Annotated in this window: 20 protein-coding genes; 6 read left to right on the top strand and 14 right to left on the bottom strand. The window is 65.7% G+C overall.

Annotated elements, in window-relative coordinates; translation table 11 throughout:
- The first annotated feature begins 45 nt into the window (after positions 1 to 45).
- Positions 46 to 1,167 carry a DNA polymerase IV gene (dinB, locus tag EDF57_RS09105; RefSeq protein ID WP_134093968.1) on the top strand — a complete coding sequence of 374 codons (1,122 nt, stop codon included), beginning with the start codon at positions 46 to 48 and terminating at the stop codon, positions 1,165 to 1,167.
- 71 nt (positions 1,168 to 1,238) lie between these two features.
- Here the strand turns inward: dinB and EDF57_RS09100 are convergent, their stop codons facing one another.
- The 6 genes from EDF57_RS09100 to EDF57_RS09075 all read right to left on the bottom strand — a co-directional run bounded on the left by EDF57_RS09100 (position 1,239) and on the right by EDF57_RS09075 (position 4,995).
- Entirely contained in the window at positions 1,239 to 1,787 is a 549-nt protein-coding gene (locus EDF57_RS09100) for a GNAT family N-acetyltransferase (RefSeq protein ID WP_166675220.1), read from the bottom strand.
- Entirely contained in the window at positions 1,777 to 2,172 is a 396-nt protein-coding gene (locus EDF57_RS09095; RefSeq protein WP_243654368.1) for an NUDIX domain-containing protein, read from the bottom strand. The genes EDF57_RS09100 and EDF57_RS09095 overlap by 11 nt, the downstream gene beginning before the upstream one ends.
- 83 nt (positions 2,173 to 2,255) lie before the next feature.
- On the bottom strand, positions 2,256 to 2,876 hold the full coding sequence (locus tag EDF57_RS09090) for a 6-phosphogluconolactonase (protein WP_134093966.1): 621 nt from the start codon (positions 2,874 to 2,876) through the stop codon (positions 2,256 to 2,258).
- Positions 2,877 to 3,073: 197 nt separating this feature from the next.
- On the bottom strand, positions 3,074 to 3,532 hold the full coding sequence (locus EDF57_RS09085; RefSeq protein WP_132268409.1) for a DNA starvation/stationary phase protection protein: 459 nt from the start codon (positions 3,530 to 3,532) through the stop codon (positions 3,074 to 3,076).
- Between the two features lie 124 nt (positions 3,533 to 3,656).
- The gene (locus EDF57_RS09080; protein ID WP_134093965.1) at positions 3,657 to 4,214 is read right to left on the bottom strand and encodes a hypothetical protein; all 558 of its coding nucleotides are present in this window, start codon (positions 4,212 to 4,214) and stop codon (positions 3,657 to 3,659) included.
- Positions 4,215 to 4,242: 28 nt separating this feature from the next.
- Entirely contained in the window at positions 4,243 to 4,995 is a 753-nt protein-coding gene (locus tag EDF57_RS09075; protein WP_132268405.1) for an HAD-IIB family hydrolase, read from the bottom strand.
- A 296-nt stretch (positions 4,996 to 5,291) separates the two neighbouring features.
- Between EDF57_RS09075 and otsB the strand changes: the two genes are divergently transcribed.
- The 4 genes from otsB (at position 5,292) to EDF57_RS09055 (ending at position 9,989) form a co-directional block, all read left to right on the top strand.
- Positions 5,292 to 6,188, top strand: coding sequence for a trehalose-phosphatase (gene otsB / locus EDF57_RS09070; protein WP_134093964.1), 897 nt, complete (start codon positions 5,292 to 5,294; stop codon positions 6,186 to 6,188).
- Positions 6,185 to 7,999 (top strand): glycoside hydrolase family 15 protein, encoded by a 1,815-nt coding sequence (locus tag EDF57_RS09065; RefSeq protein WP_132268401.1) that lies wholly within the window; start codon positions 6,185 to 6,187, stop codon positions 7,997 to 7,999. Before otsB ends, EDF57_RS09065 begins: the two co-directional genes overlap by 4 nt.
- Positions 8,000 to 8,100: 101 nt before the next feature.
- The gene (gene otsA, locus EDF57_RS09060) at positions 8,101 to 9,519 is read left to right on the top strand and encodes an alpha,alpha-trehalose-phosphate synthase (UDP-forming) (RefSeq protein WP_132268399.1); all 1,419 of its coding nucleotides are present in this window, start codon (positions 8,101 to 8,103) and stop codon (positions 9,517 to 9,519) included.
- A gap of 209 nt (positions 9,520 to 9,728) precedes the next feature.
- Positions 9,729 to 9,989 carry a hypothetical protein gene (locus EDF57_RS09055; protein ID WP_243654367.1) on the top strand — a complete coding sequence of 87 codons (261 nt, stop codon included), beginning with the start codon at positions 9,729 to 9,731 and terminating at the stop codon, positions 9,987 to 9,989.
- A gap of 91 nt (positions 9,990 to 10,080) precedes the next feature.
- Here EDF57_RS09055 and EDF57_RS09050 read toward each other — a convergent pair whose 3' ends face one another.
- The 7 genes from EDF57_RS09050 to EDF57_RS09020 form a co-directional block, all read right to left on the bottom strand.
- Positions 10,081 to 10,923 carry a hypothetical protein gene (locus EDF57_RS09050; protein ID WP_166675219.1) on the bottom strand — a complete coding sequence of 281 codons (843 nt, stop codon included), beginning with the start codon at positions 10,921 to 10,923 and terminating at the stop codon, positions 10,081 to 10,083.
- Positions 10,924 to 11,147: 224 nt separating this feature from the next.
- The gene (locus EDF57_RS09045) at positions 11,148 to 12,518 is read right to left on the bottom strand and encodes a UDP-glucose/GDP-mannose dehydrogenase family protein (protein ID WP_132268398.1); all 1,371 of its coding nucleotides are present in this window, start codon (positions 12,516 to 12,518) and stop codon (positions 11,148 to 11,150) included.
- A 193-nt stretch (positions 12,519 to 12,711) separates the two neighbouring features.
- Entirely contained in the window at positions 12,712 to 13,884 is a 1,173-nt protein-coding gene (locus EDF57_RS09040) for a hypothetical protein (RefSeq protein WP_132268396.1), read from the bottom strand.
- 6 nt (positions 13,885 to 13,890) lie between these two features.
- Positions 13,891 to 16,119, bottom strand: a complete 2,229-nt coding sequence (locus tag EDF57_RS09035) for a polysaccharide biosynthesis tyrosine autokinase (protein ID WP_166675218.1) — start codon at positions 16,117 to 16,119, stop codon at positions 13,891 to 13,893.
- Positions 16,120 to 16,183: 64 nt separating this feature from the next.
- Positions 16,184 to 17,647 carry an O-antigen ligase family protein gene (locus EDF57_RS09030; protein ID WP_134093962.1) on the bottom strand — a complete coding sequence of 488 codons (1,464 nt, stop codon included), beginning with the start codon at positions 17,645 to 17,647 and terminating at the stop codon, positions 16,184 to 16,186.
- A gap of 713 nt (positions 17,648 to 18,360) precedes the next feature.
- Positions 18,361 to 19,548 (bottom strand): glycosyltransferase, encoded by a 1,188-nt coding sequence (locus EDF57_RS09025; protein ID WP_134093961.1) that lies wholly within the window; start codon positions 19,546 to 19,548, stop codon positions 18,361 to 18,363.
- A gap of 60 nt (positions 19,549 to 19,608) precedes the next feature.
- Positions 19,609 to 20,775 (bottom strand): nucleotide sugar dehydrogenase, encoded by a 1,167-nt coding sequence (locus EDF57_RS09020; protein ID WP_132268386.1) that lies wholly within the window; start codon positions 20,773 to 20,775, stop codon positions 19,609 to 19,611.
- Positions 20,776 to 21,517: 742 nt separating this feature from the next.
- On the opposite strand from EDF57_RS09020, the gene EDF57_RS09015 reads away from it, so the two are divergent.
- Entirely contained in the window at positions 21,518 to 22,561 is a 1,044-nt protein-coding gene (locus EDF57_RS09015) for an SDR family NAD(P)-dependent oxidoreductase (protein ID WP_134093960.1), read from the top strand.
- A 95-nt stretch (positions 22,562 to 22,656) separates the two neighbouring features.
- Here the strand turns inward: EDF57_RS09015 and EDF57_RS09010 are convergent, their stop codons facing one another.
- Positions 22,657 to 23,694, bottom strand: a complete 1,038-nt coding sequence (locus EDF57_RS09010) for an acyltransferase (protein ID WP_134093959.1) — start codon at positions 23,692 to 23,694, stop codon at positions 22,657 to 22,659.
- Positions 23,695 to 23,704 lie beyond the last annotated feature (10 nt).

The raw sequence follows: 23,704 nt of genomic DNA, 5'->3' as shown, positions 1-23,704 counted from the left end.
TCTTGGACGTATACGGCCTATATCGCCGCGGCCTATAGGACCGTCATGGCAGCGCACGAAACCGAATCGGCCGCCGGGGACGAAGCGGACGGCCTGCGCAAGGTCATCCATGTCGACATGGACGCCTTCTACGCCAGTGTGGAACAGCGCGACGATCCCGCCCTGCGCGGCAAGCCGGTGGCGGTGGGCGGCTCCTCTCTGCGCGGGGTGGTGGCCGCGGCCAGCTACGAGGCGCGCACTTTCGGCGTCCGTTCGGCCATGCCCTCGGTCCGGGCGGCGCGGCTTTGCCCGGACCTGATCTTCCGCAAGCCCCGCTTCGAGGTCTACCGCGAGGTGAGCCAGCAGATCCGCGCGATCTTCCACGACTATACCCCGCATGTCGAACCGCTCTCCCTGGACGAAGCCTATCTCGACGTCACCGCCGATCTCAAGGGCATCGGCTCCGCCACCCGCATCGCCGAGGAGATCCGCCGGCGCATCAAGGCGGAAACCGGCCTGACCGCCAGCGCCGGGGTTTCCTACAACAAGTTCCTGGCCAAGCTCGCCAGCGACCAGAACAAGCCCGACGGGCTCTGCGTGATCCGCCCTGGCCAGGGCGCCCAGTTCGTGGCCGTCCTGCCGGTTCGCCGTTTCCACGGCGTGGGCCCGCGCGGGGCCGAGAAGATGGCGCGGCTCGGCATAGAGACCGGCGCGGACCTGCGCGCCCGGGACATCGGCTTCCTGCGCGCGCAGTTCGGCAGCTTCGCGGAATACCTCTACCAGGCCGCGCGCGGGGTGGACCTGCGGCAAGTGCGCGCCAATCGCCCGCGCAAGTCGGTAGGGGGCGAGCGCACGTTCTTCGACAACATCCAGGGCACCGAGGCCCTGCGCGAGACGCTCGGCAATATCGTCGACATCGTCTGGGACCGGGTGCAGCGCGCCGAAGCCCGCGGGCGCACGGTCACGCTGAAGCTGCGCTACGCCGATTTCCAGACGCTCACGCGCGCACGTTCGCTGCACCATTTCGTGGCGGACAAGGCGGAATTCTCCGCCCTCGGCCATGCGCTGCTGGAGGAGCTGCTGCCCCTGCCCCAGCCGATCCGGCTGATGGGCCTGACGCTTTCGGCGCTGGAACGCGGCGAGGAAGACAGCCGGCCGCCCAAGGATGGGCAATTGCCGCTACTCTAGCAGAAGGCGCGATCCGGCCGGACGGTCGTCCCGGCCCGCCATCAACCCCTCCGCCATCAACCCCGCCCCCGTCACCCCTCGCGCACCAGCACGACCCGCGCGCCGCTGGCGCCCGCCAGCCGTTCGACCTCGCGGTAGCCCAGCTTTTCCGCCAGCTTCAGCGACGCCCGATTCGCTTCCGCGACGATGCAGGCCGTGCGCCGCGCCCCGTGCGCATCGAACCATTCAAGCGCCGCGCGGCCGGCCTCGGTGGCATAACCCTGGCCGTGGAACCCGGAGGCCAGGGTCCATGTCATTTCCACCTCGGTTTCCGCCCGCGCGCCCAAGTCGCGCATGAAGCGGGCATGGCCGAGCTTGCCGACATAACGGCCCGACGCCTTCTCCAGCACCGTGAACTGGCCGAAGCCTTCGAGCGTCCAGTGCCCGACATCGCGCTGGAACCGCGCCCAGGCCTCGGCACGGCAAAGCGGAGATCCGCCGATATGGGCAACGACCTGCGTATCGCAGAACATCTGGCGCATCGGCTCGAAATCGGAGCGGATCGGGCGTCTCAGCAGGAGGCGCTCCGTTTCGAGGCCGATCGGCACAGCCTTGGCGCCCTCCACCCGGTCATCGCGCATATTCGGACACCCACAGCTGCAGCTCCCCCGGTAGCCGCGCGGCCATCCGTGACGGCAAGGCATCGAGGGCGAAGAAACGGGCCTCGACGATCTCGCGGCCATCGACATGCGGGCTGTCCTGCGTCCGGCCCGCAACGATGTGGACGTGATTGCTCGCGCCCACGAGGTCCTCGGTGGCGACCATGAGCAGCCGTGCATCGGCCAGCGTGCAGCCGGTTTCCTCCAGCAATTCGCGGCGCGCCGCCGTGACCGCCTCCTCGCCCCGGTTGAGACCGCCGCCCGGCGGCATCCATTTTCCCGAACCGTAGGAATGTCGCACCAGCAGCACCTGTCCCCGGGCATCGAGCGCGAGCACCCGCACCCCGTCGAGACGCGGGCGCCGCACCCGCCACACCTGCCTGCGGCCCCAGTGGGCCAGGCGGTAGAGCGTCCGGTGCAGCGGCGCCGGGAGCAGGTTCAGCAGGCCGTTCAGCAGAAGCAGGTCACCTTGTGCCGGGCCGCGCGCAGCAGCCGGGCGACGGGCAGGTCATGCTCGCCCCGGATCGCGGCGTCGAACACGGCGCGCTTGTCCGCACCGCGGATCACGAAGACGATCTCGTCGCTGTCGGTCAGCGCCGGGATCGTCAGGCTCAGGCGGTCGAACGGCGCTTCGGGCGGCAGTGGGTCGGGGGTGATCCGGCGGACCGCGTGGGGATCGTCGACCTGCGGGTCCGTGTTGGGAAAGAGCGAGGCGATGTGCCCGTCCCCGCCCATGCCCAGCCAGGCGATGGCAAAGTGCGGCGGCTGGGCCTCTTCGGTCAGCGGCACGATCCGTGCGCCGACCGGCTCCAGGCGGGCGCGGATCTTGCCGACATTGCTGGCGGCATGATCCTCGTCGACGATGCGGTCGTCTCCCGGCCAGACCGCGATGCGGTGCCAGGGCAGGTCCATCGCCGCCAGGCGGTCGAAGATCGGGAACGGGGTGGAACCGCCGGGGACGGTGATCGCGATGTCCTCCGGGCTGGTCGCCAGCGCGGCCCTGAGGCGCTCGGCAAACCAGGCGGCGATGGCGCCATCGTCGGCGCCTTCGATGATTTCGAGTTTCGGCATCCGCGTTGCTTAAGCCGGTTTTGCCGATTGCGCGAGAGGGAGCTTGCGTCCAGCCCCCGGCGGCCGAACCTGTAAACGCGAACGGCGCCGCCCCCGGTGGGGAGCGACGCCATCCTGCTTCCGGAACGGACCCGCAAAGGGACGGCGTTTCCGCGCCGGAAAGGGCCAGCCCGCAGGCGGGTGGCCCCTCACTCCTGTCAGGCGAGAATTTCGCGCAGGAACCAGGCGCGCTGCTCGGCCTGGTCGGTCCAGTCGTCGATAATGCCGTCGGTGGCGTTGTCGCCCGCTTCGCCGGCCAGTTCCTTGGTGGACTTGAGCGCCGCGACATAGGCGCTGTTGTCTTCGAACAGTTCCTTGACCATGCCCATCGCATCCAGGCCAGTATCGTCCTGGTTCGCGACCGAGGTCTTCGCGGCGATCGAGCCGATCGAGGTCATGGTGGTGCCGCCCAGCTTGCGAACGCGCTCGGCAATGAGGTCGGTCAGGCCGAAGATCTCGCCGGCCTGGGTGTCGAACAGCAAGTGCAGGTCATGGAACTGCGGGCCGCGGACGTGCCAGTGGAAGTTCTTCGTCTTGATGTAGAGCGCGAAGGTGTCGGCCAGCAGCCCGTTCAGGCTGTCGATCAGAGCGGCCCTGGAATTGTCCTTGGATGTCATGCCGTGGTTCCCCAATTGCTGTGTGACGTTGCATGCCGGCCTTGGCGATCTGGCCCTGGCCCTCGATGTCTTATGTAGATTTGTGAACGCGGAATTGAACCCCCGGTTCACGATCAATTTCCGATCAGAGTATCGAAAATTCCCGCAGGAACAGAACCAGCGCCGCCGCAAGCAGGCCAAGCCCGACGATCCGCCGGACCCAGCGCAAGGCGGCAAGATCGAGTAGATGAGGGCCAGCCCAGGCCGCTGCGGCCAGCACGGCCCCGCCCACGGCACCCGCCGCACCGGAAGCCAGCGGCGCCGCCATGCCCACGCCCATGCCGAAGATCAGGAAGCGGGCCGCGTCAGTCGCCTGGTTGGCGAGCAGCACCAGCAGCAGCGCGCCCAGCGAATTGGTCGGCTCGGCCGGGCGGCGGCGCGGCACGAGGACCAGTGATTCCAGTCCCGCCAGCCCGAGCGCCATGCCTGCGAATATGGCCCGCGCCGGTGGCGGCAGTTCCGCCAGCATCAGCCCCGCCAGCCAGGCAGCGAAGGCGGCGGTGAGCACCGCGCTCAGCAGGGCGACCAGCAGGACACCCGGCCGCCGCCCCTGCCGTGCGGCAAGACCGGCGATCGTGACCTGGTCCCGCGCGCCGAAGCCGGCGAGCAGGACCGCGATCAGCGTCAGGTAGAAGGCAGGCACCCGCCGGTTCGCGCGGGAGGCGTTGCCGTCAGCCCGCCTTCTGGCAGGCGATGATCGCCGCGATCACATTGGCGGTATCGCCGGCATCGCGCACGCAGATCGTGTCGAGGCCCATGGCCTTCGCCGGATAGTCGTTGCCGCCGGGGAAGATGGCATCACCGATGAACAGCATGTCGGCCTCGGCCACGCCGCTGTGCTCGGCCAGGCGCTTGAGGCCCCAGGCCTTGTCGACACCGGGCTGGGTGACGTCCACCGAAGTGGCGCCGCCGAGATTCACCGAAACGCCGGGCAAGCGCTTCACCAGGTCGGCCTGGATCACCTTGCGCTTGGCGAAGTCGGGATCCCAGACTTCCTTGGCTTCAAGCGGGGCCTGCTGGCCGAGCGCCGAGAAGGTGATCTGGCTGCCGCGATCCTCGATCCGTTCGCCCCAGGTCTCTTCCGGGGTGAAGCCGGTGGCGGCGAGCGAGGCGTCGAAAGCCTCCAGAATCTCGCGCTTCTGTTCGTCGGTGAACAGTTCGGCGTAGACCGGGGTCCAGGCCTCATCCTTGTGGACGTAGAGCTTGGCGCCGCTGGTCGGCATCAGCCAAAGCCGCGAACGGTCGGCATGGGCGGGCAGGCGGCTGGCCACCTGCTTGTCGAACTGGGGCCAGTCGCCACCGGAAATCACGGCGACTTGCGCCACTTCCAGCAGTCCGGCCATGAGCTGCGCCATCTCTTCGGTCAGCGGCTGCTTGCTCAGCGCCAGGGTTCCGTCGAGATCGAATGCGATGATCTGCTTCATTCCATGCCTTTTCGCATTTGCGTGTGAGAGCGCCCTGCCATCAACGGCGGGAGAAGGAAATCGTGTTCCTGCGCCAATACGATGACAATTTCTGCGACTTGTGCGGAAAATTCCATGAACCGCAGCCTCTTGGCGCCAAAATGCACCTGATTTCGCCCGTCTTTGGGACGCGCTCTCGGGCCGGTTTGGAACCCTGGAGACGACCGTTCGTTGCACTGCGACATTCGGCCGATCCGGCGCAAGTTTCGCCGCAAGAGGGGTGGCCATCCTCTTTCGAAGGTGCAAGACTGAACGTAATGACCGATCCACGCGAAAGTCCATCGCTGGCGGAACATGGCGCAATTCCGCGCGATCTGCCGCCTCCTCCTCCTCTGACGCCCGGATTTCGCCCGGAATTCGACACGGAAGCCTTCGACACGGAAGCCAAGGTCGTCTCCGCTCTCCTCGACGCGGATGAACCGATTGCGCTGTTCCTCGACTTCGACGGCACGCTCGTCGAGATTGCCGACCATCCTGACGGGGTGATCGTCCCCCCCGACCTGCCGAAAAGGATCGCGCGCCTGTCGCAGCGCCTGGACGGACGCTTCGCGATCGTGACCGGGCGTTCGCTCGATGCGCTGGAAGCCATGCTCGGGCCGCTCGACGTGGCGGTCGCCGGATCGCATGGCGGCGAGTTTCGGGCCGCGGGCACCCGCGATGTCGTCCCGCTCGCCCAGCCCCTGCCCCCGGTGGTCGCGCAGCGCCTTTCGGACTTTGCCCGGGCCAACGGCGACCTGCTGGTGGAGCCGAAGCCGTTCAGCATCGCCGTCCATTACCGCCGCCGGCCCGAAGCCATGCCCGCCCTGCTCGCCTGCGCGGCCGAGACCGGCGAGGCGTTCGGCCTGAAACTGAAGCACGGCAAGCAGGTGATCGAACTGTCGATGCCCGGTTCCGACAAGGGCAGCGCGGTCGATCGTTTCATGCAAATGGCGCCGTTCGCCGGTGCCAGGCCGCTCTTCGCAGGCGATGACGTGACCGACGAGGACGCTTTCGCGGCCGTGACCCGGCTCGGCGGCGCGGGAATTCTTGTCGGGCCGATGCGCCGGACTCTCGCCCGCTGGCGGCTGGACGGTGTACCCGCCGTGCACGACTGGCTCGCGGGCGCCACGCCAGACCACGCTTCACATTCGAATAGGGAGAACAGCCCGGCATGAGCTCGCTCGAACTCTGGCCCATCGGCAATTGCCAGGTCTCCGGCCTGATCGACACCAGCGGCGCCCTCGTCTGGGGCTGCGTTCCCCGGGTCGATGGAGACCCCACGTTCTGCGCCTTGCTCCGCGGCGCGGAAGGGCAGGACGCGGGCACCTGGCGCTTCGAGCTGGAAAACCAGGTCTCGGTCACCCAGCGCTATTCGCGCAACACGCCGATCCTGATCACCCGGCTGGAAGACGCGGGCGGCGGGGTGGTGGAAGTCATCGACTTCTGCCCTCGGTTCGAACGCTCGAGCCGGACCTATCGCCCTGTCGCCTATGCGCGCATCGTTCGCCCGGTCAGCGGTTCGCCGCGCATCCGCACGGTGCTGACGCCGATGAGCGGCTACGGCGCGCAGCTCGCGCCCGTCACGCGCGGCTCCAACCACATCCGCTACCTGGTGGAGCGCAACACCCTGCGGCTCACCACCAATGCCCCGGTGGGCTACGTCTTGGACGAGCGTTACTACCGGCTCGAAACCACCCAGCACTTCTTCCTCGGCCCGGACGAGCCCTTCACCGGCGATATCGAGCACGAGCTGGAATCGATGCTGCGCCACACCGGCGACTACTGGCGGCTCTGGGTGCGCGGGCTGGCCACCCCGCTGGACTGGCAGGACGCGGTGATCCGCGCCGCGATCACGCTCAAGCTCTGCCAGCACGAGGAGACCGGCGCGATCGTCGCCGCGCTCACCACCTCGATTCCCGAAGCGCCGGGCAGCCAGCGCAACTGGGACTACCGCTATTGCTGGATCCGCGACGCCTATTACACGGTCCAGGCCCTCAACCACCTGGGCGCGCTGGACGTGCTGGAGAAATACCTCTCCTACTTGCGCAACATCATCGACGATGCCGAGGGCGGCGCGATCCAGCCGCTCTATGCGGTGAGCGGCGGACGCGAGATCATCGAATGGGAAGCGCCGGACCTGGCAGGCTACCGCGGCATGGGTCCGGTGCGCATCGGCAATGCGGCTTATTACCAGGTCCAGAACGACTGCTACGGGCAGATCGTCCTGCCCGCGATCCAGGCGTTTTCCGACCAGCGCCTGCTGCGCATCGCCACGCACGAGGATTTCGCCAGCCTGGAACAAGTGGGCGAAATGGCCTGGAAGACTCACGACCAGCCCGACGCCGGACTTTGGGAACTGCGCACCCGCACGGCCGTGCATACTTATAGCAGCGTCATGAGCTGGGCCGCCTGCGACCGCCTGGCCAATGCCGCCGAGTTCCTGGAACTGCACGACCGCGCCGCGATCTGGCGCGAGCGTGCGGCCACCGTGCGCAAGAACATCGACGAACATGCCTGGCACGCGGTCGAGGGCGCCGACTTCGACGATGGCGGTGCCGGGGGCCACTATGCCGCCAGCTTCGGCGGATCCCAGCTCGACGCCAGCCTGCTGCAGATGGTCGAGCTGCGCTACGTCGATGCCGACGATCCGCGGTTCCAGGCCACGCTCCAGGCGGTGCAGAAGGCCCTGCGCCGCGGCGAACACATGCTGCGCTACGATAGCGAGGACGACTTCGGCCTGCCCGAAACCGCCTTCAACATCTGCACCTTCTGGCTGATCGAGGCGCTGCACCGCAGCGGCCAGGACGAAGAGGCGCGCCGCCTGTTCGAGGCCATGCTCAATCACCGCACCCGCTCCGGCCTGCTTTCCGAGGACATGGATTTCGAGACCGGCGAGCTGTGGGGGAACTTTCCGCAGACCTATTCGCTAGTAGGTATCATCAATTGTGCCGGGCAACTGTCCCGGTCTTGGCGGGACTGGCGCTGAGTCCGTTTCGAGATTTGCCTCAGGCGAATTTCGCGGAATGCTCGCCGGTCCCGCAAAACGCGTCCGCTCTGTGCTCGCGGACGCGTCACAGGGGAATGTAAATGGGTAGACTGATCGTCATCTCGAACCGGGTCTCGGTTCCCAAGGCGGCTGGGGCCGCCGGGGCGCAGGGAGGGCTCGCGGTGGCGCTCAACTCCGCACTTCGCGAACATGGCGGCATATGGTTCGGCTGGTCCGGGCAGGAGACCGAGGACTTCACCGGCCACCTCGACATGCAGCGCAACGACGGCATCACCACTGCCACGATCGACCTCGAACCGCAGGATATCGAGGAATACTACAACGGTTATGCCAATCGCACGCTCTGGCCCTTGTTCCACTACCGCATCGACCTGACCGAATACGACCGCAATTTCGGCGAAGGCTATGAACGGGTGAATGCCCGCTTCGCCGATTCGGTGCTGCCGCTGATCGAGAACGAGGACCTGGTCTGGGTCCACGACTATCACTTGCTCCCGCTCGGCTCGCAGCTGCGCGAAAAGGGCGTGAAGAACCGCATGGGCCTGTTCCTCCACACGCCTTGGCCGCCCACGCGCCTGCTGGTCTCGCTGCCGTTCCACGAACGCCTCGTGGCCTCGATGCTGGAATACGACGTGATCGGTTTCCAGAACACCGAATGGCTGGAAAGCTTCCTGCACTATGTGCAGAAGGAAATGGGCCTGAAGGTCAATCTCGACAATTCCGTCGAGTACCAGGGCCGCAAGATCATCGCCCGCGCCTTCCCGATCGGCATCGACTTCGCGGAATTCACCGAATCCGCCGCCGGCCCGGGGGCCAAGGAAGCGCATGACCGGCTGAAGTCCAGCGTGCGCGGCCGCAAGATCCTGATCGGCGTCGACCGACTCGACTATTCGAAGGGCCTTGGCGAGCGCTTCGAGGCTTTCGGTCGTTTCCTGGCCGACAACCCGGACGATGCCGGCAAGGCCGTGCTGCTCCAGATCGCGCCCCCTTCGCGCGGGGACGTCGCCAGCTATCAGCAGATCCGCGAGGACCTGGAGCGCAAGACCGGGCACATCAACGGCGCTTATGCCGATGTCGCCTTCGTCCCGATCCGCTACGTCAATCGCGGCTATCCGCGCGACCAGCTCGCCGGGTTCTACCGCGCGGCGGACATCGGCCTCGTCACGCCCCTGCGCGACGGGATGAACCTCGTCGCCAAGGAATATATCGCGGCGCAGGATCCCGAGAACCCCGGCGTGCTCATCCTTTCGCAGTTCGCGGGCGCCGCGCATCAGCTGAAGGACGCACTCCAGGTCAATCCCCACTCGATCGAGCACGTTGCGGAAACAATTCGCAAGGCGCTCGACATGCCGCTGGCCGAACGCCGCAAGCGCCACGCCAAGCTGCTCGCTTCCGTGCGCGACAATGACGTCCAGCGCTGGCGCGAGGACTTCGTGAAAGCGCTGGAAGGCAAGCCCCCGCAGCGGACCAGCACGACCAGGCAGGACGAAGTGGCCTGACGTTTCAGTTCGACCCGGAAGAACGGTCGTCCATCATGAAATCGCCTGTCATTTGCGAAACGTAACTCGCCTGCCACCAATCTGACCTCTAAACTCGCTAGAAAGGGAAATGCGGAGGCGACTCCGCAAGGTCACGCGGCAAAGCCGCGGGCTGCAGGATGACCAGAAAGGGATCCGGGAAACCGGACCCAAGAAGAACAGGCACTAGAATGAATATGAATACGACTCTCTATGGCGAGTGCGTCAGCGCTGGCGGTTCCACCGCGGTGCGCATTTCCGATCTCGCCAGCCTTGGCTGCGCCGTGGAGACCGATGCCCCGGCCGCCAGCATCGAGGGCGATCTCACGCTCTGGATCGGCGCCATAGGCCCGTTCGCGGCCACGGCCACGCGGCGCGATTCGCGCAGCCTTTCCGTCCGCTTCGCCGAGCCGCTGGACCGGCAGATCGTGCAGCACTTCGCCCTGATCTGATGGGGCGGACGAGACGCCGCCAAGACTGAGAGCCGCCAGGATCGGCGCGATTCATCGCCGCGCCAAACCCTCCCGGAATTACCGCAGGGCTTCAGAAGCGGCGGTGATCACTGCCATCCACCAGATCGCAGATGCCGCTGAAAGCATAAGGCGCGGTGCCCTGCACGCTGATCCGGCCGCTGCGGCGGTCGATGGTGACCTGGGGCTTGTTCAGTCCGTTGAGCCGATACCTGGCGCGGATCATGTCCGGCCCCTGCTCCACATCGTAGAGGTCCCACCAGCCGTCCTGCCCCCGGCTGTTGATCGGCGGGACCAGCTTCTTCGGCAGGCGGATGCGCCCACCGCCGGACCAGAGCTGCACCATCAGCGATGCGTCGAACTGCTGCCCCGTCATCTCCGTGCGATTGCCGTAGTCGTATCGCTCGGTGCGGCTGTTCCACGTCCAGCCGTAGCTCGTGGCCATGCCGGGACGGGTGCCGTCCCCGAAGCAGACCAGCCCGAGGTCCACGTTCTGGCCCTCCACCTGATAGCGGTCGCGGTCCTGGACGTAGCTGGGCGATTGGCGCTGCGATGAGGGGGCGGCGTTGTAGCCGATATCGGGGTAATAGGCCGAGCGGTCGCGGTCATTCCCGCTGCGGGCGCTGCGTCCGCAGTCCGGCGCCGGGGTGGCAACGATCGAATCGTAACGCCCCTCCCTCGTCGCGACCGAAAGGCACTGCGACCGGGAAGCGCTCCACCAGTAAGTGTAGCTGCGGTCGTCGCTTTTCTCGGCCTTGACGCGTTCGTAGCCGCGGGCGCGCAGCTCTGTTTCGCCGCCCGCGGCGCGGGCACCGACGAGATCGGCCAGGCCTTGCGGCGCTTGCGCCCCGGCCGCTTGTGCCGAAAGGGCAAGAACCAGCGCCAGCATGGGCATGGATATCCTGACGAGCGACATCGGACTGGTTCCCCTTCGAACGACGACAGATTCCGCATGGTGCAAGGCATCACGACGCCTTGAAGAACATGGTCCATGGCCCGCGCCGGAGGCTGTCCAATGGCAAGGGATGTGCTCTGCCGAAAGGATGCCGGCCCGGATGACAGACATCGGGCCCGAACCTGGCCCGGACCCGAGACTGGCTCGGATCCGGGTTCGGCCGGTGGCAACTCAGGCGAAACGCATCAGGCCGGCACGGGGCTGGGTGCCTGTTCCCCGTCGTTCCGGATCTTTTCCTTGGGACGCGTGCCGCGTCCTACCGAGAGGTAGGTGAAGCCCGCTTCCTGGACATGCTCGGGCTTGTAGACATTGCGCAAGTCGACCAGCACCGGCGCCTTGGCGATGGCCTTGATGCGGACAAGGTCGAGCGCGCGGAAAGCGTCCCATTCGGTCACCAGGACGACGGCGTCGGCGCCTTCGATCGCGGCGTAGGGATCTTCCTTCATCTCCACTTCGGGCATCAGCGGGCGGGCCTGCTCCATGCCTTCGGGATCGTAGGCGGCCACGGTCACCCCGGCATCGGCCAGCGTCTGGGCAATGGCGATCGACGGCGAATCGCGCATGTCGTCGGTATTGGGCTTGAAGGTCAGGCCGAGCATGGCCACGCGCTTGCCGCGCGCTTCGTCCACGCCGCCCAGGGCATCCACCACCTTGCGGCCCATGGCGCGCTTGCGGGCATCGTTGACCTTGACCACCGCCTCGACGATGCGGACCGGGCTGTCGTAGTCCTCCGCCGTCTTGAGCAGGGCCAGGGTATCCTTGGGGAAGCAGGAGCCGCCATAGCCGGGTCCGGCATGGAGGAACTTGCCGCCGATGCGGTTGTCGAGGCCGATGCCCCGCGCCACGTCCTGCACGTTGCCGCCCACTTTCTCGCAAAGATCGGCCATCTCGTTGATGAAAGTGATCTTCACGGCCAGGAAGGCGTTGGCGGCATATTTGGTCAGTTCCGACGAGCGGCGGCTGACGAAAAGGATCGGCGATTCGTTGAGGAACAGCGGGCGGTAGACCTCGCGCATGACATCGCGGCCGAAATCGTCCTCGGCGCCGATGACGATGCGGTCGGGCCGCTTGAAGTCGCCGATGGCAGCGCCTTCGCGCAGGAATTCGGGGTTGGAGACCACGGCAACGCGGTGCGGCGGATTGCATGCGCGGATGATGCGTTCCACTTCGTCGCCAGTGCCCACCGGCACGGTCGACTTGGTGACGATCACGGCATCGCCGGAAAGGTGCTCGCCCACTTCCTGCGCCACGGCGTAGACGTAGGAGAGGTCGGCATGGCCGTCACCGCGCCGCGAAGGCGTGCCCACGGCGATGAAGATCGCCTGCGCGCCGGCAATGCCTTCGGCCAGGTCGGTGGTGAACGAAAGGCGCTTGGCGGCCACATTGGATTCCACCAGCTCGGCAAGGCCCGGCTCGTAGATCGGCATCATGCCGTGGAGCAGCCGCTGGATCTTGGTCTCGTCCTTGTCGATGCAGACCACTTCATGGCCGAAATCGGCAAAACAGGCACCCGAGACAAGGCCGACGTAGCCCGAACCTACCATCGCAATCTTCATGGCGCTTCCATTTCCTTATGAACTTTGGGGAAGTTATCCTTGTCCCCCGCCCGGTCGGCAAGTCAGCCATTCGGGCAGGTACTTAACCGAATTCTCTCTCGACTTGGCGGTTTCGCCCCATCAGGGTCGTTCCTTTCCGAAGCGGAAAACCTGGCAAGACGCCGGGCCGGGACCATCACATCGAAAAGGCGCTCTAGGCCGGGTCGATCTCCAGCCTGCCGATCTCGCCTTCGCCCCGGCCGGAGAGGATCACGAGTTCCTGGCTCGCGCAGAACGTGTCCGGAATGAAGAAATCGGTAGAGCCTGAGGTCATTTCCGCATCGCCGAGACGCCGCGCCGTGCCATCCTCGGCATAGCAGACGATCTGGAGGACGATGGGCCGGAAGCCCGCTTCCGCATGAGCAGCCCCGTCCATCCGGGCGCGGTAGTTGCCCGGTGCCAGCAGCGCATTGCGCTTGGCGATCACGCTGCGCAGCGGCTCGCGGTTGCGGTAATGCAGGACGGTGCCCGCCTTGCTGCCGGTGAAGCTGCGATCCAGCCCGGATTCCTCGGGATATTGCCAGTCGAACGGTCCGATCGGCGCGCCGTCTCCCAGGTCTTCGCGGAAGGCGAAATCGGCGGCCCGTGTGAAGTGTCCATTCGCGCAGAGGTTCTGCCACAGGATCGACGCCGCTTCGGCGCGGCCGGAGCGGACCAGCATCAGCGTGCGCGGGGAAAGCGCGGCGCAGTCCACCCTGGCACCCTTGCGGGCCATGGTGGAGGCCACCGTTTTCAGCGCCTCGGGCCTGATCGCGGTACCGGCCCAGGGCAGGAAGGCGTTGGCCCAGTACTTCTCCTGGCCCACCTGTGCGGCGAAGGCATCCACCCCCTGAGGGCGCGAAAGCAGGTCGGCGGTCATGTCCTTGAGGCGATCGTCGTTGAGCCCGATCCGCCAGAGCGCCACGGTGCGCTGGGCGGCGATGCTCCATTCCTCGGCCTGGAGCGCCAGCATCACCAGCGTCTCCTGCGTGAAGCGGTCGCGCCAGCCCCGATCCCCCGCCAGGACCACCGAACGCAGCGCGGCGTCCTGCTCACCCTTTTGAAGCTGCCCGTAAGCGAGCAGCGCCAGCCCTTCCGAAGGAACCGGACGGCGGCGCACGAAGGCTTGCGACAGTGCCACACCCCTTGCCGCATCGCCGCTATCGTAAGCCTCGTGAGCCAGCGATTCCAGCGAGGAAGACTGGAGCGAGGCCGGCACGAAGCGGGCTACAAGCTGGGCCACGGCGAAATTGCGCCGCCCTTCCCGGTCCATCTCCACGCCCACCGCCACGATGGCGGCCAGGGCCAGGATGGCGATCCACGCCGTGCGACCGATCAGCGAGGTCATCTCGCGTCAGTCCTTTTCGCCGTAGCTGTAGTAGCTCGCGGCATAGTAGTTGTAGTCCTCTCCGCCCACCTTGGGGTCGAAGCGGTTGAGCACCACGCCCAGCATGTTGGCCTTGATCAGGGCCAGGCGGCGCAGCGCGGATTTCACCGCGCCGCGATGGAAGCTGGAGGCATCGACCATGAACAGCACGCCGTCCGCATGGTTGGCCAGCAGCGCCGCATCGGAGAGGCCCAGCAGCGGCGGGGAGTCGATCACCACCACGTCGAACTTGCGGCGCGCCTCCTCCATGAAGTGCGGCAGCCCCTCGCCCGAGAGGATCAGCGCGGGATCCGGCGGCGCGGGCAGTGCCGACATGTAGCTGAGGCTGGCGACCTCGGTGGGCTGCAGGGCCGCATCGAAGGTCTTTTCGCCGGTCAGCACGTCGGTCAGGCCCGTGGCCTTCCGGTCGCTCATGAAGTTGTGCAGCGTCGGGCGCCGCAAGTCGGCGTCCACCAGCAGCACCCGCTTGCCGAGCACGGCGATGTCGTGCGCCACCGCGCGGGCGGTCGTGGACTTGCCCTCGGATTCGCGCGAACTGGTGACCATGAGCACTTCCGGCAGGCCGGTCGCGGTGGAATAGCGCAAGTTGGTGACCAGCGAGCGATAGGCCTCGCTCACCCGCGAGCGGCGGTCGTCGAAGTGGCTGGCGACATCGCCCCCCTTCTCCAGCGGGATCAGGCCCAGCAGCGGCATGCCCAGCTTGCGCTCGACATCCTCGGGCGAGCGGATCGCATCGTCGAAGATCTCGCGCAGCAGCACCGCACCGGCGGCCAGCACCAGGCCCAGCACCAGCGAGGCAACGATATTGACCAGCAGACGCGGCGAGTAGGGCTTGGCCGGCACTTCCGCGCCGTCGACCAGCGTCAGGTTATTGGACGAGGCCCCGGCCGTGGCGTTGAGCTGATTGTAGCGCGAGAGCAGGGTGTCGTAGAGCGTCTTGTTGGTATCTGCGATGCGCTTCAGCACGGCCAGCTGAACGCCGCGGTCCTGCTCCTTGAGCGCTTCGCCGCGCAGCGATTCGACCTGGCCGGAGAACGACTTCTCGCGCTCCTGCGACGACTTGTATTCGAGATAGGCCGACTTCTTGATGGAATCCGAGATGGCGCCGATGCGGCTCTCGTATTCGGCGATTTCCGCCTGCTTCGACTTCACCGTGGTGAAATCGTCGAGGTGGCGGGTGCGTTCCTCGGCAAGGTCCGCCTCGACCTTGGCCTTCTCGGCCAGGAGCGTGGAGACGGCCGGGTTGGCGTTGACTTCGGGAATGGCCAGCGGCGCGGCCTTGGCCAGCGTCAGCCAGCGATCCTGCGCGGCGATGCGGTCCGCCGTGGCCTTGGCCGCCGCATCGTTGAGCTGGACCAGCGTGTTGTTGGTGACGGAAAGCACCGATTCCTGGTTGCCGTCCTGCCCCTGGCTGGTCACGCGGATCAGGCCCGCGGCGCTGGCATACTGGTTGAGATCGCGCTCGGACTGAGTGACCTTGGCGCGTGCCTCGTCCAGCTGGTCGGCCAGGAAACGCCGGGCGTAGGAGGAACTGTCGTACTTCTGGTTGAGGTTCCGCTCCATGTAGCGCTCGCCATAGAGCTGCGCCAGCTTGGCGGAATAACCGGGGCTGCGGCTGCTGACGCTGATGCTGACGATCCGGCTGTCGGGCGGCAGCGTCACGGTCAGGCTGCCGAGCAGCGAATCGATGGCGCTTTCCTTGCGAAGCTGGTCCAGCTTCTTGGTCCCGCCCGATTTCAGCACGTCTTCCTGCGTCGGCATGTCGGTGCCCATCGCTTCGTAGAAGGCGGGATCACGGTCGAGCCGGCCGCTTTCGACCACGCTTTCGGCCAGCGAGCGGCTCTGGATGATGCCGAGCTGGGTCTGCAGGAAGCGCTCGGCGTCCTGGACGTTGGTGACCTTCTGAAGCTCGCTGCCCTCGATGATCTGGTCGGCCTGGTCCTCGATCAGCACGCGCACGCCTGCGCTGTAGCGCGGCGCGATCAGCAGCGTGACGATCACGCCCAGCACCAGCGTTGCCGCCACGATGGCCGCGATCAGCGCGATGTTGCGGCGGACCATCCCCATGATGGTCTTGAGCAGCGCGGTCAGGTCCGGCCCGGATTCCTCGCCGTAAAGCTCGCCATGGGAAGCCCCTTGGGGAAATCCGTGAGAGGGGCCTTCGAGACCGACCCGATCGAGAAAAGCATCGTTCAAGATATGTCCCGCCATCCTATTGTTTCCACGCGAGCGGTTATTGACCCGAAGTTCGTTCATAGGTTCAGGAAACCCGTTCTGAAGGGGCGAAGGCGGTCAAGCCGTCCTCCTGCCCGGACCGGCCCCCACGCCCGCCTGTGCCCCTGCTTCCAGACCTGCCGGCCGGCCGGCTTCTGGCGCCCTTCTTACCCCCCTGTTCAGGCGCGCCGCGGCGACTTTCGGCCTCGTCCCGCTCCGCGCCGATCAGCAGCGCGGCCATCAGCGCGAAAAGGCAGAGCAGGGTCTGGCTGCGCAGCGGATAGTCGGTGATCGACTGAAGCGCGACCAGCGCGAAGGTGCCCACGCCTGCCAGCCCGATGCCGCCACGGCGCAGCGCCGCCACGCCGAGCCGTCCGAGCACGAAGGCCCAGCCCAGCACCAGCGCAATGCCCACCAGGCCGGATTCCAGCGTGGCCTCCAGGAAGTCGTCATGCGCACGCTGGGCGCGGCCATAGCTGAGGTTTTCCAGGGCCTCGTCGGCCTGGAACACATCGTCGAAGGAGCCGATCCCGCTGCCGACCGGCCAGTAACGGCGCGATGCGGCCACGGTGTCCTTCCAGATCAGCGGGCGCTGTTCGTCCTCCACCGCGTCGAAGCGTCCGAACGCGCTCTGCACGCGCTGGTTGTTCGCCAGCAGGCTGGCTGCACCTGCCAGGACCAGCACCACGGCGCCCACCGCGATCGCGGTTCGCCGGGTCAGGGTCGGCCGGCGCCAGCGCACCCAGCGCCAGGCGGCCAGCGCGGCGGGCACCAGCAGAAGCAGCATGCTCGTGCGCGAGCGGGTGAGCACGACGCCCACGATCAGCAGCACCGCGGTCGCCATGCCGCCCAGCGTCCAGATCGCGCGGATCTGCCGCAGCGGGAACACCGCCACCAGCGCCACCAATGCGATGTCGAGCATGAGCCCGCCGGTGTTGCGGTTGGCGAAAGTGCCTTGGAGATCGGGCGAGCCGATGGTCTCGGCGTAGAAGACGAGGTGGCGATTGCCGGTCGCCAGTTGCTGGGCGCCGAGCAGCACGACGATCAGCCCGCAAGCGACCACCAGCATGAGCAACTGGCGCTTGTCTTCGCGCCCCAGTTGCCAGGCGAGGACGAGGATCGCGAGCGCCGGCAAGAGCGCGAAGAAAGCAATGGCCGTGCGATTGGGGTCGAGCGAGAACGGCATCCAGACATCGCTGCCGCCGGTAAGGTCGAGCGATTGCCCCACGAATTCCCGGCCCGGCAGCGCCTGCCAGATCGCGGGCGGCAGCGGCACCAGCTGAAGCAGCGGCAGAAGCAGCGTCAGCGCCACCAGCACCACGAGCCCGCGCGGAGCAGTGCGGAAGAAAGCGGCCACGGCCGGACCGTTGATGGCCAGGATCGCCAGGCCTGCAAGCTGGACGACCAGGTTGGCCAGGCCCGCGCCGGACCCGCCGCCGCCGAACAGCAGTCCGACAAGAACGAGGATTCCGGCCTGCACCGTGCGGCTTCCCGGACGGGCTTTCGGCACGAAGACCGTGCGTTTCTCAGCTAACGACCCAGACAGAGCTTCTTCCTTATGATTGCAGATCGGGATGCGAAAATGTCTGCTTTCGCAAGTCTCGCCCAATCGAAAGGGCTTCCATGGAGCATTCCGTCGGCATCGGTCTGCGACCCGGCTGACGTTACTATCAACAACTCGACTGGTAAGAATTACAATGACAGAACTTATACTGAGATATTTCAGAAGAACCGCATCACACGCAGTCCTGAAAGAGCCCGGCCCTTAACTGCAGCTCCCAGGCGAAGTAGCGGCCAGCAATCGGCCAGCGATGGCGAAGGGCTGCACGTCTCTCTGCGTCATGAGTCCTCCTGGAACTGCGCTATACAGGTCAATCGTCTTCTTCGACCATACCGCGCTGCACAATGGAGGGCAAATTGCGAACCGGGAATTTGCCCTCGATCCGGCCCCTCTCGTCGCACTTTCAAGCCTTTCCATCGCAGTAGCCGGAAAGACGCCGGATCGCGTCGACAGTAAAACCGATTGCAGCCCCTCGCTCCCTGTCGATCCGGTGGATTCGCAGCGCCAGGTCCGACCTGTCGCCGGCGCTTTTCAGCGCCTTAACGTCGACCGCCTGCGCAGATGCGAAAAACCGGGAGCCGCCACGAAGGCCGCTCCCGGTTCAAATTTGCGCGCGTCCGGGATCTGTCGACTGGTGGCGAAGACAGATCCTGTAAAGTCGATCAGCTAATGAGACTATTGACGCAGTCCGAATACTGCTGGCGAAACCGTTCCTCACCGAAGCTGGCGGCATTGGCGATACAATCTTCGGCGCGGATATCGCCCTCGCCCTCGACGAACATGTCGATCGCGCCTACCAGGCTTTCCACCGTCTGATCCTCGAACCACACGCCCGTCGCCCCGCTGCTGCCCAGGGGCCGCACGGTCTCGGCCGTGCCGCCCTTGCCCAGGCACACGACCGGGGTTCCGCAGGCCTGTGCCTCGACCGGAACGATGCCGAAATCCTCCAGCGCCGCGAAGACCAGCGCCCGCGCCGTCTGGAATTCGGCGATCAACTGCTCGAATGGGACGTGCCCAAGGATCTCGATATTGGAGCCGGCGATCTGGCGGATCTTCTTCATGTCCGGCCCGTCGCCGATCACTCTCAGGCGCAGGTCCGGGCGGCGATTGAAGGCCTCCACGATCATCTCGACGCGCTTGTAGGGCACCAGGCGCGAAGCGGTGACGAAATGATCGCCGCGCGATGCCGTACCCGGCACGAAGTTGCCGGTATTGACGGGCGGATAGATCACTTGCGCCTCGCGGCGGTAGATCTTCCAGATGCGCCGGGCAATGAACTGCGAATTTGCCAGGTAATGGTCCACACTCTGCGCGGTGCGCATGTCCCAGAGCCGGAAGCGATGCATCATCTCGCGCGCAACCGCCCGCTTCAGCCCGCCGAGCGTGCCGCCGACCGTGGCGATATACTCGTGAGTAAGATCCCAGGCATAACGGGCAGGACTGTGGACGTAACTGACGTGCAACTGACCCGGGCCGGTTATCACGCCCTTGGCCAGGGCCGCAGAGGAACTGAGCACGACATCGTGCTCGGTCAGGTCGAACGCCTCGATCGCACGGGTCGATTGCAGCAGAAGGAAGCGGTAATACTGCTCCACCAGCGGCAGATCGTTGAGACCGGACGTCTGTATCCTGTGATCGGCGCCGAAGAACTCCCGCGTGACTTCCTCGGGAAGGAAGTTGAACAGCGTGAAGATGTCGCTGCCCGGCGTGCAGTGCGCCATTTGCTGAAGCACGCGCTCCGCCCCGGCAATCAGGGGAATCCAGTCATGGACGAGCGCGATGCGCTCGCCGCGGATCAGCGCCGGGCTCCCTGTCAGGGGTGCTTCGGCGACAGGAACACTATGTTTCATGGGCGTAAGTGGTCCTTCGAGGATGGGGCGGGACGCCGCCGGGCGAAACCCGGCCTTGCGCTAGTCGGACCCGAAGAGATCGCGCGAGAAGACCTTGTCCCTCACGTCGTCGAGTTCGGGCAGGATCCGGTTGGTGACGATCACGTCGGCGCGCCGCTTGAACGTCTCCAGATCGGCTTCGACCGGGGTGTTGAAGAAGCTGTCATCGGGATAGCTCGGCTCGTAGAGCACCGTCTCGATGCCCTTGGCCTTGATGCGCTTCATGATCCCCTGGATCGAGCTTTGGCGGAAATTGTCGGAACCGGCTTTCATGACCAGGCGGTAGAAACCCACCACCCTGGGCCTGCGCGACAGGACCATGTCGGAAATGAAGTCCTTGCGCGTCCGGTTCGCCTCCACGATCGCACCGATGATGGTCTGCGGAACATCGTGGTAATTGGCCAGCAACTGCTTCGTGTCCTTCGGCAGGCAGTATCCGCCGTAACCGAACGAAGGGTTGTTGTAGTGCGAGCCGATGCGCGGATCGAGGCCGATGCCTTCGATGATCTGGCGCGCCTCCAGCCCGCGCGAAAGCGCATAGCTGTCCAGCTCGTTGAAATAGGCCACGCGCATCGCGAGGTAGGTATTCGCAAATAGCTTGATGGCTTCGGCTTCGGACGGGTCCGTGAACAGGACCGGTACATCCTTCTTGATCGCGCCTTCCAGCAGCAGTTCCGCAAAGACCTTTGCCCGCTCCGACTGCTCCCCCACAACGATTCGACTGGGATGGAGATTGTCGTGAAGCGCCCTGCCCTCGCGCAGGAACTCGGGGCTGAAGATCAGGTTGCGCGTGCCCATCGCCTCGGAAGTCGCGGTGGTGAAGCCCACGGGGATGGTGGACTTGATCACCATGACCGCATCGGGCGCATGGTCCATGACCTCGCGGATGACGGCTTCGACCAGGCTGGTGTCGAAGCGGTTGGTCACTTCGTCATAATTGGTGGGCGCGGCGATGATCACGTAGTCGGCGCCGCGATAGGCTTCCGCGGCATCCAGCGTGGCGCGCAGATTCAGGTCGTCGCGGCGGAGGAAAGCCTCGCACTCGGCATCGACGATCGGCGAGCGACCGGCATTGATCATGTCCACCTTGGCGGCCACGACATCCTTGGCCACGACTTCGTGGTTCTGCGCCAGCAACAGCGCATTCGACAGACCGACATAGCCAACGCCTGCAACAGCGATCTTCATTTCTGCTCCTCTGACCGCCCCGGACGGGGCAGGTTCGGCAAGTGCGCCCCGGCCGCTTGAACCGGGGCTTCCGATGCGGGGAATATCGGAAACTCCCGGTAGGTGAAACTGCTACCGATGGGCACGAGTGCTCTGCCGAGGATCGCGAGCCTGTTCAAGCGCCTGCGCAGAATATGGGATAATCGGGTGCAGTAACGCGACGGAATCCATTCTTGTCCGCAAATTGACGATGAGAGAGATCGAACCGCCATGCTGCGGCGCACCTAAAAGAAGCCCGACGAGGCATGTCGCACGCACCGCCAAGCACTGTTCCGGATCTCGACAAGCGAATCGATTCGCGGCGGTGACGGCGCCCTAGCCTTGCCGCCGGGTTTGTTCATCTTGCAGTCATCTCGTTGAAGAAGAATAATAGTTTCAGCACGATTTACCAATTTCCGGTACCGATGCGGGACGTGCGGCCCCCAGTGCAGGTCAACCTCGGCTTCTGAATGGCGCACCGAATGCGCGCTTTGCCGCGCTGCAAAATCGATTGTCGTTCCGCGCCCACCTCCTGCAATCGAATTTGTAGGATGGGATCGCCGAACGCGCCTCTTTGCCCAAATCCGCTCGACTGAGAACAACCGCTCGTAAAACTGTCGGCCACCCGTTCCCTCAGTCGGACGCCTGCCCTTTCGGGCGACTTGCCAAGTGCGTCTCGGGCCTTCAGAAAGTACGGACATCTCCACAAAATCTGGACTTTAGCATGACTGATGACGTCGTCGGCAAGGCTGCCCCCCGTACGGCTTTGATTACGGGTGCCGCGGGTTTTATTGGGTACTACCTTTGCCGCAGACTGCTGGATGACGGTTTCCGGGTGATCGGCCTGGACAGCCTGAACGATTATTACGAAGTCGCGCTGAAGGAGCGGCGGGTGGCGATGCTCAGCCAGTCCGAGCATTTCCACTTCATCAAGGGCAAGCTCGAAGACCCCGAGCGGCTGATGCAGATCTTCGCCGATGAACGGCCCGAGATCGTGGTCAATCTCGCGGCCCAGGCGGGCGTGCGCTATTCGATCGACAATCCGCGCGCCTATGTGGAGGCGAACCTGATCGGCGTGTTCGAGATGCTGGAAGCCGCGCGGGCCTATCCGCCGCAGCACATGCTGATGGCATCGACCTCCTCGGTCTACGGCGCCAATACCGAGATGCCTTATGCGGAGACTCACAAGGTCGATACGCAGATGTCGTTCTACGCGGCGACGAAGAAGGCCAATGAAGCGATGGCGCATTCCTATGCGCATCTCTACGATCTGCCGATCACGATGTTCCGCTTCTTCACGGTCTACGGGCCGTGGGGCCGCCCGGACATGGCGTTGTTCAAGTTCACCAAGAACATCCTCGCCGGCAAGCCGATCGACGTCTACAACCATGGCGATATGAAGCGGGACTTCACGTATGTCGAAGATCTCGTCCAGGGCATCCGTCTCCTCATCGACAGCGCGCCGGTACGCCCGGAAAGCGCCGAGGACATCGTCGGGCACGATAGTCTTTCGCCGGTCGCGCCCTGGCGTGCCGTGAACATCGGCAATTCGGATTCGGTGCAGCTCATGGACTTCGTGCGCGCCATCGAAACGGCGACGGGCGTGAAGGCCGAGATCAACATGATGCCGATGCAGCCGGGCGACGTGCCCGCAACCTGGGCCGACGCCTCGCTGCTGCAGGAACTGACGGGCTACCGCCCCACCACTTCGGTTACCGAAGGCGTGGCGAAGTTCGTGGATTGGTACCGGGACTACTACCAGGTCTGAGCGGCCGAACCTTGCAGGAAACGGGGGGCTGCGTCACTGACGCGGCCCCTTTTTTCATGGCCGCCTTTGCCGGGACCGGGCCTGCTCGTCCGGTATCAGGCCCCGCTTCCAACGGAAGGGCCATCGGCGAACTCGGGCCGGGCAGACGCTTGGACGCAAGGTTCTTCCTGGCCCCGGCGTTTTCGCAGCGGCTCGAAGCCCAGCACGCCGGCAAGGCCGCAGCGGCGCGACAGGTCGAACAGGACCAGCGGCAGCAGCACGCCCGCCGCCGTCGATACCAGCACGACCACGGCGACATTGCCGAGCCCCAGCCGCGTCAGCACCACGCGCATGCCGGCAGCGAAGATGATGTGCGTGAGGTAGATCGGCATGGTGCGCTCGCCAAGCTTCCGGGCGCCCAGCTTGTCCAGCAGCGCTCCGCCGTTCAGGCAGAGGCCGAGGAAAGCGACGCAGGCCGCGCCGCCGCACAGATAGGCGGGCACCGTGTCGAAGGGCGAGACGGCGAGCATGAAGGCCGCCGCCTCGGCCGCGAGGAAGGCTGCGAGGCAGGGCACGAGCGGCAGGCCCCTCTCCAGCCAGCGCGTGCCCGCCAGCAGGCCCACGAAGAAGAAGGGGGCGTGCTGGAGGATCTGCCCGGTCAGGCCCTGCGGCTGCAGCACCACGACGGCGGCCAGGCAGGCCGCCGCGATCGCGGCCGCCGCGGCCCTTCCCCGCAGCACCATGGCCACCGCCTGGAACAGGAACAGCGCGAGCAGGAACCAGAACACGCTCTTGGGCGGGAACGGATAAGTCAGCACTTCGAAGGGCGAGATGCGCCCCTTGTTGCCCGCTCCGGTGACGAGATGGACGCAGCCTTCCACCCAGGCCCAGAGGCACATCGGCCAGAGCAGGTTGATCGAGATCCGCGACAGCCCGTTCCGTAGCGCGCCGCCGCCCAGCCTCTCCGGCGCCTTGAACAGCATGCCGGAAATCAGGAAGAACACCGGCATGTGGAACAAGTAGACGGTGCGGTCGATGGTCTGGAACAGGTTTGGATCGACCAGGCCCTGCCCGTCCAGTCCGCGCCAGACATGGCCGAACACGACGAAGAGGATGGCGACGCCGCGTGCGGCGTCCAGGCCCTTAATGCGCATGGGGTCCTCG

Source organism: Novosphingobium sp. PhB55 (genome assembly GCF_004368805.1).
GTDB lineage: Bacteria > Pseudomonadota > Alphaproteobacteria > Sphingomonadales > Sphingomonadaceae > Novosphingobium.
This window is presented reverse-complemented; position numbering and strand designations above follow the sequence as displayed.